Source organism: Bradyrhizobium sp. STM 3843 (assembly GCF_000239815.1).
Classification (GTDB): domain Bacteria; phylum Pseudomonadota; class Alphaproteobacteria; order Rhizobiales; family Xanthobacteraceae; genus Bradyrhizobium.
The window spans coordinates 1-8,499 of sequence record NZ_CAFK01000201.1 but is presented as its reverse complement, the minus strand read 5'-3'; the positions used below and the strand labels follow the sequence as shown (position 1 = coordinate 8,499).

At 63.6% G+C, this 8,499-nt stretch carries 10 protein-coding genes; 6 read left to right on the top strand and 4 right to left on the bottom strand.

Features of this window, described 5'->3' with window-relative positions; all coding sequences use genetic code 11:
* Positions 1-73 precede the first annotated feature (73 nt).
* Both greA and BRAS3843_RS21775 read left to right on the top strand, forming a co-directional pair.
* On the top strand, positions 74-547 hold the full coding sequence (gene greA / locus BRAS3843_RS21780) for a transcription elongation factor GreA (protein ID WP_008971209.1): 474 nt from the start codon (positions 74-76) through the stop codon (positions 545-547).
* A 197-nt stretch (positions 548-744) separates the two neighbouring features.
* The gene (locus tag BRAS3843_RS21775; RefSeq protein ID WP_008971208.1) at positions 745-1,143 is read left to right on the top strand and encodes a DoxX family protein; all 399 of its coding nucleotides are present in this window, start codon (positions 745-747) and stop codon (positions 1,141-1,143) included.
* A 147-nt stretch (positions 1,144-1,290) separates the two neighbouring features.
* On the opposite strand, the gene BRAS3843_RS21770 is transcribed toward BRAS3843_RS21775, so the two are convergent.
* Positions 1,291-1,770, bottom strand: coding sequence for an Lrp/AsnC family transcriptional regulator (locus tag BRAS3843_RS21770; protein ID WP_008971207.1), 480 nt, complete (start codon positions 1,768-1,770; stop codon positions 1,291-1,293).
* Positions 1,771-2,059: 289 nt separating this feature from the next.
* On the opposite strand from BRAS3843_RS21770, the gene trxB reads away from it, so the two are divergent.
* From trxB to BRAS3843_RS42535, 4 genes are all read left to right on the top strand, one after another.
* Positions 2,060-3,025 carry a thioredoxin-disulfide reductase gene (trxB, locus tag BRAS3843_RS21765; RefSeq protein ID WP_008971206.1) on the top strand — a complete coding sequence of 322 codons (966 nt, stop codon included), beginning with the start codon at positions 2,060-2,062 and terminating at the stop codon, positions 3,023-3,025.
* A gap of 7 nt (positions 3,026-3,032) precedes the next feature.
* Positions 3,033-3,956 (top strand): LysR family transcriptional regulator, encoded by a 924-nt coding sequence (locus BRAS3843_RS21760; protein ID WP_008971205.1) that lies wholly within the window; start codon positions 3,033-3,035, stop codon positions 3,954-3,956.
* A 443-nt stretch (positions 3,957-4,399) separates the two neighbouring features.
* Complete coding sequence (gene dapA, locus BRAS3843_RS21755) at positions 4,400-5,317, top strand: 4-hydroxy-tetrahydrodipicolinate synthase (RefSeq protein WP_008971204.1); 918 nt, start codon at positions 4,400-4,402, stop codon at positions 5,315-5,317.
* A 168-nt stretch (positions 5,318-5,485) separates the two neighbouring features.
* A complete protein-coding gene (locus BRAS3843_RS42535; protein ID WP_277996487.1) occupies positions 5,486-5,620 on the top strand; it encodes a hypothetical protein in 135 nt (44 codons plus the stop codon).
* A 96-nt stretch (positions 5,621-5,716) separates the two neighbouring features.
* Here BRAS3843_RS42535 and BRAS3843_RS21750 read toward each other — a convergent pair whose 3' ends face one another.
* The 3 genes from BRAS3843_RS21750 to BRAS3843_RS21740 form a co-directional block, all read right to left on the bottom strand.
* Complete coding sequence (locus BRAS3843_RS21750; protein WP_008971203.1) at positions 5,717-6,394, bottom strand: ParA family protein; 678 nt, start codon at positions 6,392-6,394, stop codon at positions 5,717-5,719.
* Positions 6,395-6,608: 214 nt separating this feature from the next.
* Complete coding sequence (locus tag BRAS3843_RS21745; RefSeq protein ID WP_008971202.1) at positions 6,609-7,718, bottom strand: hypothetical protein; 1,110 nt, start codon at positions 7,716-7,718, stop codon at positions 6,609-6,611.
* Complete coding sequence (locus tag BRAS3843_RS21740) at positions 7,718-8,401, bottom strand: 5-bromo-4-chloroindolyl phosphate hydrolysis family protein (protein ID WP_008971201.1); 684 nt, start codon at positions 8,399-8,401, stop codon at positions 7,718-7,720. Before BRAS3843_RS21740 ends, BRAS3843_RS21745 begins: the two co-directional genes overlap by 1 nt.
* Positions 8,402-8,499: the final 98 nt, after the last annotated feature.

The window sequence follows — 8,499 nt, the reverse complement described above, 5'->3', positions numbered from 1 at the left end:
AAGCTTAATCTGAAACGACTACTCGTGCGGGCTCACGCCTCCCGCCCGCGCGATCGAAGGACGAGAAGAGACGATGGAAAAGGTTCCTATGACCTCGGGCGGCTATGCCGCGCTCGAAGACGAACTGAAGCGCCGTCAGCAGGTGGACCGTCCACGTATCATCGAACACATCGCCGAGGCGCGTTCGCATGGCGACCTCTCGGAGAACGCCGAGTATCACGCTGCGAAGGAAGAGCAGTCGCACAACGAGGGCCGCATCGCCGAGATTGAAGACAAGCTTGCGCGCGCCGATGTGATCGACGTCACCAAGCTCTCCGGCGACACCATCAAGTTCGGCGCCACCGTCACCCTGATCGACGAGGATACCGAGAAGAAGACGGTGTGGCAGATCGTCGGTGAGGTCGAGGCCGATGCCAAGAAGGGCAAGATCTCCATCACCTCGCCGCTGGGCCGCGCCTTGATCGGCAAGAAGAAGGGCGCCTCGGTCGAGGTGATGGCCCCAGGCGGCGCCAAGTCCTACGAGATCGCCAAGGTGGAGTGGCGCTAGCTTTTCTCGGATGTCTTGAAGTCAAAAAGGCCGCGCGTCCTGCGCGGCCTTTTTGCCACGCTGCAAGGTGTGGTGGGGTCGCCCGGTGTGATGCGTCTGAGCCTCGGCGGGCGAGCGGTGGAAATCCCGGCGGGTGACGAAATCCGGCTGTTGCGCTAGTAATGAAACCGGTTCGCTTCAATCGGGGGATGACAAGTATGGAGCAGATCTTTTCCAAATATCGGCCAGTGGCGCTCAGCCTGTTTCGCTTCATCACGGGACTGATGTTGTTCCAGTTTGGCGTCGCAAAAATTCTGAAGATCCCGGCGGAATCGCCGTTCGCCAAGGTCGAACTGATGTCGCTGTACGGCGCTGCCGGCATGATCGAGCTGACCCTCGGCGGGTTGTTGATACTCGGCCTGTTCACGCAGCCGGTCGCGTTCATCCTCTCCGGTGAGATGGCGTTCGCCTATTTCATCAGCCACGCCCCGCGGAGCTTTTTCCCGGTGGTCAACAATGGCTCGCTCGCCATCGCGCTCTGCTTCGCCTGCCTGTATCTCGCGACTGCGGGCGGCGGCCCGATCAGCCTGGATGCCATGCTGCGGAAGAAGGGCTGAGGTCATTTGATCCAACGTCATTCCGGGGCGATGCGCCAGCATCGAACCTCAGATGCGCGTTTGCGCATGGGGGAATCCCGGGCTTGATGACGATCTCGAGATTCCGGGTTCAGCCCCTGCGGGGCTGCCCCGGAATGACAGTCAAGTTTATCTCGGCCCCTTGACCCCGAGCGGAACCGCGGCCTCGTACTTCGAATTGTGCAGCACCAACGACGTCCTGACATTGCGGACGTGAGGTGCCGCCGTCAGATGGGTGACGAATTCCTGGAACGTCGCCATGTCGGGCGCCACGCATTTCAGGATGAAGTCGACCTCGCCCGACAGCATCCAGCATTCGCGTACCAGCGGCTCGGCGCGTACAAACTCCTCAAAGGCCTTCAGGTCGGCGTCGGCCTGGCTGGAGAGATGGACGGCCGCAAACACCGTCACGTCGAAGCCGAGCTTGCGCGGATCCAGCAGGCCCCGGTAACCGGTGATGTAGCCCTCCTCTTCCAGCGTCCGCACCCGCCGCAGGCAGGGCGGTGGCGAGATGCCGACCCGCTTGGCGAGCTCGACATTGGTGATCCGGCCGTCAGCCTGGATCTCGCTCAGGATTTTGAGATCAATCTCGTCAAGATTCTTCGACACGGGGATATGGGGTCCTGGCGGGAGCTTCAGCGGATGACCGCCGGGTCATCGGAACGGACGGAACTGTCTTAGCCCAGGTCGGCAGGTTTGAGCAATTTTATTGCGCAGTTTTCCCGAGATGACCGGGTCGTGAAGGGAAAATTCGCTGAGATGCGTTGCAATTCTTGCATGGCTAGCCAGATGCCTTAGACTTGGATTTGACACTTTCGATGGGGGCCGCGGGGACGTGTGTCGACACATTCCGGTCGCCACCTCGCCAAAATGCCCCCGCCAGCGAGAAATCCACCCCATGCAAGCTCCGATCCACGCCAAGGTCGTCATCATTGGTTCCGGCCCGGCCGGCTACACGGCCGCGATCTACGCAGCCCGAGCCATGCTGGAGCCGATCCTGATTCAGGGCATCCAGCCGGGCGGCCAGCTGACGATCACCACGGACGTCGAGAACTATCCCGGTTTCGCAGACGTGATCCAGGGTCCCTGGCTGATGGAGCAGATGGAGAAGCAGGCGGCGCATGTCGGCACCCAGATCAAGACCGACTACGTCACCAAGCTGGACCTGTCGCGACGCCCGTTCCGGTTGACCTGTGATTCCGGCGACACCTATCTCGCGGAAACCGTGGTCCTCGCGACCGGCGCCCAGGCGCGCTGGCTCAACATTCCCTCCGAGGACAAGTTCAAGGGTTTCGGCGTCTCCGCCTGCGCGACCTGTGACGGCTTCTTCTATCGCGGCAAGGACGTGATCGTGGTCGGCGGCGGCAACACCGCAGTCGAGGAGGCGCTGTTCCTGACCAATTTCGCGGCATCGGTCACGGTCGTGCATCGGCGCGACCATTTCCGCGCCGAGCGCATCCTGCAGGAGCGACTTTTCAAGCATCCCAAGATCAAGGTGGTGTGGGACAGCGTGCTCGACGAAGTCTGCGGCGCCAGCGAGCCCGCCAAGGTCACCCATGTCCGGCTGAAAGACATTAAGACCGGCGCGGTCACCGAGATCAAGGCCGACGGCGTCTTCATCGCGATCGGACATGCGCCTGCGACCGACCTCGTCGCGGGCCAGGTCAAGCTAAGGCCATCCGGCTATGTCGAGGTCGCCCCGAATTCGACAGCGACCTCGGTGCCCGGCCTGTTCGCAGCAGGCGACGTGGCCGACGAGACGTACCGCCAGGCGGTCACCGCGGCCGGCATGGGCTGCATGGCCGCGCTCGAGGCGGAACGCTTCCTCGCGCATGCCGCGGGCGAACGCGCAGCAGCGGAATGAATTCACGATGGCACGAACCCGCGACGGATTTACGGACATGGATTGGGACAAGCTGAAGGTGTTTCACGCAGCGGCGGAAGCTGGCAGCTTCACGCATGCCGGGGAGCAGCTTGGCCTGTCCCAATCGGCGGTGTCGCGCCAGGTCAGCGCGCTCGAACAGGAGCTGGCGGTCTCGCTGTTCCACCGCCATGCGCGCGGACTGATCCTGACCGAGCAGGGCGACCTCCTATTCCGCACGGCGCATGACGTGTTCATGCAGCTGCAGGCGGCACGCGCCAAGCTGACCGACAGCCGCGAACGGCCGAGCGGCGACCTCAAGATCACGACCACGCCGGGCGTCGGCATCAACTGGCTGATCCCGCGGCTCGGCGAATTCACCGCGCTGTATCCGGAGATCCGGATCTCGCTGATCGTCACTGACGAAGAGCTCGATCTGTCAATGCGTGAGGCCGACGTTGCGATCCGCACCCGCAAGCCGACGCAGCCCGACCTGATCCAGCGCAAGCTATTCGCGATGGGCTTCCACGCCTATTGCTCGCCGGAATATGTGAAGCGCTTCGGCACGCCGCGGACCCTTGACGAACTCGACAATCACCGCATCATCACCCTGGCCGACGGCCAGGTCGCGCCGCATCTGCAGAACCGCAACTGGCTGGTCGAGGCCGGCCGCAACGGTTCCGGTCCGCGCGAGGCCTATTTCAAGGTCAACAACATCTTGGGATTGGTGCGTGCCTGTCAGCAGGGCCTCGGCATCGCCGCGCTGCCGGACTACCTGGTCGAAGAAAACAGCCGCCTCGTGCAGCTCTTCGGTGAGTCGGATTCGATCCAGCTCGACACCTATTTTGTCTATCCCGAGGAGTTGAAGACGGTCGCGCGCGTGCAGGTGTTCCGTGACTTTGTCGTGAGCAAAGCGCAGCGCTGGCCGTCCTGATTTTGCGCATGTCTGACATGCGGCTCGCATGGGTTGCTGGGCAGCGGTAACGGGCACCATAATATCTGTGTGCTGAGCGCTCGCGTTGCGCATTTGTCCCCCTCCTCCAGTGGCGCGGGCGCTCAGGCATCCCTCTTGGAAGGTGATTGTGTCGGCCTTCATAGGCCAAACCTCCACAGCCGGGCTCATTGGGCCCGGCTATTTTTTTGTCCGGCGTTTTTTGCGCGCAACAAGCCGCCTCGTTGACAGCGCAGCCTTTTCCAACGCATGTAGGTGCCATGTCCACATCGTCGTCTGCCAAGCTGTCGTCGAAAAAAGCTCCCCATTCGGGGAGGTGTGGACGCGCGCGCTAGATTTCACCGCCGCTTCGCAAAGCCCCGCCGCAAGGACGGGGTTTTTTGTTGGCTCCGTCTCCCCGGCACTCAACCACAAGGAGATGGACCATGACCGACCTTCAAGACCTGCTGCACGGCCTCTGGCTGCCGCTCGTCACCCCATTCCGCGATGGTGCACTTGACGAACCGTCGCTGCGCAATCTTGTGCGCCACTATGCGGACAAGCCGATCGACGGGCTGATCCTGGCCGCAAGCTCCGGCGAAGGCCTGTTGCTGTCATGGCCGGAACGCGAGCGCCTCGTCGCAGTCGTGCACGCCGAGCTGGCGGCGATCGGCCGATCCTTGCCGATCTGTTTCGGGCTCGCCGGCGCGGCGACATCCGAATTGCTTGAGGCCCTGGACCGGACGGCGGCCTGGCCGGTCGATGGCTATCTGGTCTCGAGCCCTTATTATCTCAGGCCGTCCCAGCGCGGACTGATCCGGCATTTCACCGCGCTGGCGGAGCACGCCGCGCATCCGATCGTCCTCTACAACATCCCCTACCGGTCCGCGGTTGCGATCGAGAACGAAACCCTGCTGCGGCTCGCCCAACACCCCAACATTGTCGGGCTGAAGGATTGCTGCGCCAATCGCGCCCAGACCCGCGAGCTGCTCGCGAGGAGGCCGGACGGCTTTCGCGTGCTGACGGGCGAAGATGCGCAGAGCTTCGATGCGCTTGACGCCGGCGCCGATGGCGCGATCCTGCTCTCCGCGCATGTCGAGACCGAAACGTTTGCGAGGGTCCAGACCCACCTCAAGGCCGGTGATCGCGATGGCGCCGCAGCGTGCTGGCAAGCGGTCGAGAACCTGACGCGGCTTTTGTTTGCCGAACCAAGCCCGGCGCCGGCAAAGTACTGGCTGGCCCGCACCGGGCTCATCGCAAGTCCCGAGGTGCGCCTGCCGATGGTAGAGGTGGGGGTCGAGCTTGCCGCCCGCCTCGATCAGGAGATGGCGGCGCGCACGACGGCCCCGGCACGGGTGGCGTGACCAATGCCGCCGCGTCGGCTCTGCCCGGCGCGGCCCGCCGGCGAGATCTCGCCGGGTGCTGCTGGTTAATCCGAGGTAGCAGGGACGAAAAGATTTGAAGGACGGCGCAACCGGATTTTTAAAACTATTCCAATATCAAACTTGCAAAGAGCAGAACGCGGGGGCGTCGTGGCTTTGCAAGATCATGCATACCCTGGCCAGCAGGGTTTTACGCGGGAAGACATCCTTTGGGGTATCGGCATCTGGTCGGTGATTCTGACCCTGACGCCGGCGATCGCGTTTTATCTGTTGATGGTCGCGTAGCCCTCAGCCGCGCCGCCGCGCGGCATCGAGCTCTACACCACCAGACAACACAAGAGGCGACAGGCCGCGCGCTGGAGGCCTGGCTTTCGCGCGAGATCAAGCCGCCTGCTTGTGCATCGTGCCGTTTGACGACACGGTACCTCGGATCGCCTTCACCGAACGCTCGATCGCGGCCCAGAGCCTGGCAATCTCCGCCGCGGCACGGCCCTCGGCATAATATTCGCGCACGCCTTCGCCCTGACCCAGCGCCATCAGAAGATCGGCTCGGTTGGTGATCTGACCACCCCACACCGGCGCCTTGAACTTGGCCAGCGCTTCGCGGGCGATGGTGACGATCGGGCTTTCGGCCTCGTCGCGACGGGCCGGCGCGCCGTTCAGCACCACGGCATAAGGCTTGCGGGCGGCGCGGCAGGTCTGGATCGTCTCCTGCACCGCGTTGACGTCGAACACGCCCGGGCGCGCGGGAATGATGACCATGGTGGCATTCTTGATCGCGTCTTCGACGACGGCCGAAACGGTCGGCGGCGTATCGATCAGCACCCACTCGACACCCTCGCGCCGGGCGGCGGCGACGATCCCGCTCACCGAGTTCACGGCGGTCTTGATCGGCGGCTCGTTGGTGCCGCGCAATTTGTGCCAGAGCGTCAGCGACCCCTGCGGATCGGCATCGATGAGCAAACAAGATTTGCTCGCCTTGATCTGCGCAGCGAGGTGAGCGGCAAGCGTACTTTTGCCCGACCCCCCTTTACGCGATGCGAAAACAATAACGTTCATACTTTGGCCTCCAGATTGACCCCGGCCAAAAATGGATCACTGAGCTGATTCGCGGAAGATAAATTTAGTGTTTGATGTGGCGTAACTCCTGATTGCTGATTCGCATTGGTTTTTGAGTCACACCCGAGGCGAATCTTATCGTTGAGCGTGCGAATTTCGATGAGCGTCAATCGCTGATTAGGGATTGAACACGCGACTGTGAGCGCGCTGCCATTCATGCCGCGAGATGATCCAAGAGCGCCATCATGACCGGCGCGTCCGGCATCGGCAGCACCGCATCGATCCGATCGATCAGCCGCGCCTCCAACAGCGGGTTCTTGGCCTTGCCGATGGTGCCGAGCGGGCCGCGGAAGCCGTGATCCTCCCAGGCGAGCTCGAGCACCGCCTCGCTGGTGAGCGCATCGATCAGCTGGTCGGCGCCACGCTCGACGCTGATCAAGGGATGCGCCGAAAACACCGTCGGCCGCGGATACATGATCACGGGCTTGGCGGGCGCATTGGCCTCGACCCGCTTCCAGCGGTCCGGATCCTGCAACACCCATTCGACCAACTGGTTCTCATAGCCGACGATCAAAGGCTGAGCGCCGGCGCCGCCGGCGATGTAGTCGTCGAACAGCTTGCCCGAGGACGGCGGCTTGAAACCCATCCGTTTAAATACGGTGCCGACATCGCCGTCGATACGGGGAAGCGTATCGAGCCCGATCACGTCGCCGCTCAACAGGCTGGCGGCGAGGCCTGCGAACATGAAACCGGAATTGGAGCGGTTGGGATCGGTGGACACGATGCGGGCGCGGCCGAACAGATCGGCCACGCCGATCTGGGCCCAGCCGTCACCCGCGATGATCGCCTTCAACAGCTTCAACAGATCGACCGTATAGCGCGGGCCGCCGGCGGGCTCGGCAATCCCCGCCTTCACCAATCCGTCGGCGATGCGATCCCAGGAATAGAGCACGATCGGCGAATTGAAGATCACCTGGTCGCGCGAGATCTTCACCCCCGACTGGCGCGCCACCTCGACCAGGACGGAGGACGACGGCCACAGGAATTGCGGCTTCTGATCCAACAGCGCGTGTTCGCGCACCATCTCGACCGAGCCGGCGCGGCGCGCGTCGAGCACCAGCCCGAAGCGACGTTCCAGGAGGCCGCGCACGCGGCTGTTGTTGATGAAGCCTTCCTTCTCGCCGCCGGCAAAGCCGAACAGCTGCTTCGCCTTGCCGAGCGGACCTGCGATCTCCGGATGCTGGGTGAGATAGACGTAGCCGCCGGTGGCCGCGGCGCTGGTCGCGAGCAGGCCGATCCCGAGAGCTCGGCGCGAAATGGCCATCAACCCCTCCCCTCACTCTTATCCTGATTGGTCCCGTGCGCGGAATCGAGCGCAGGCGGGCGCGATGCCGCCGGCCCAAGATCCTCGTCGAGCGCGCTCTTCAAGAGCTTCATCTCGATGTCGAGCTTGTCGAGATCGGCATCCTCGAGATTGGTGGCATAGCGCGTGAAGGCGCTATCGAGCCGCTCGATCAGCTCGCGCGTGGCGGTCAGCCGCTGCAGATCCGGCACGGTGGTCCGTTCCAGCTCACCATAGGCCTGGGCGATCTCGGCCGCGCGCGGCAGATAATAAGTGAGAAAGCGCCTGACGCGATCGAGCCGGAGCGGGTCCTTCTCGATGGCCGCAAAGATCCGCCTGGCAATGACCGCCATGTGGCGCACGCATTCGATCACCTTGCGGTCACGAATCTGCGTTGCCGCCTGGTCCAGCCGCGCGGCTTGCGGCGCCGCCTCGGTCAAGAGCTCGCGGGCGAACGTCACCTTGCCGCGCGCGACGCCGCTGGCATCGAGCAGCGGAAAGGCCTCGCGCGGCGCAAGCGCGGCAACGGCCCCGCCCCCGGCCGCCACGCCGATGATGCAGGCGAGCCAGAACGGCATGCTCAGGCCGATCGCGAGCGCGGGGACGACCGCCGCCGCGACCACCCCGCCTACGATCCAGCCGGTTTCAGAGCTTGCCGCGGGCATCTAGAACACCGTTTCCAACGTATCGGTCCTATTGATGCGGAAAATGGTGGCCTCCCCCCGCTGTCATCGTCCGTGAAAGCGGACGATCCAGTACGCCG

Excerpts from the sequence above, each read along its gene's own strand:
- greA (WP_008971209.1), top strand. The coding sequence starts at position 74 with ATGGAAAAGGTTCCTATGACCTCGGGCGGCTATGCCGCGCTCGAAGAC.
- BRAS3843_RS21775 (WP_008971208.1), top strand. The coding sequence starts at position 745 with ATGGAGCAGATCTTTTCCAAATATCGGCCAGTGGCGCTCAGCCTGTTT.
- trxB (WP_008971206.1), top strand. The coding sequence starts at position 2,060 with ATGCAAGCTCCGATCCACGCCAAGGTCGTCATCATTGGTTCCGGCCCG.
- BRAS3843_RS21760 (WP_008971205.1), top strand. The coding sequence starts at position 3,033 with ATGGCACGAACCCGCGACGGATTTACGGACATGGATTGGGACAAGCTG.
- dapA (WP_008971204.1), top strand. The coding sequence starts at position 4,400 with ATGACCGACCTTCAAGACCTGCTGCACGGCCTCTGGCTGCCGCTCGTC.
- BRAS3843_RS21750 (WP_008971203.1), bottom strand. The coding sequence starts at position 6,394 with ATGAACGTTATTGTTTTCGCATCGCGTAAAGGGGGGTCGGGCAAAAGT.
- BRAS3843_RS21745 (WP_008971202.1), bottom strand. The coding sequence starts at position 7,718 with ATGGCCATTTCGCGCCGAGCTCTCGGGATCGGCCTGCTCGCGACCAGC.
- BRAS3843_RS21740 (WP_008971201.1), bottom strand. The coding sequence starts at position 8,401 with ATGCCCGCGGCAAGCTCTGAAACCGGCTGGATCGTAGGCGGGGTGGTC.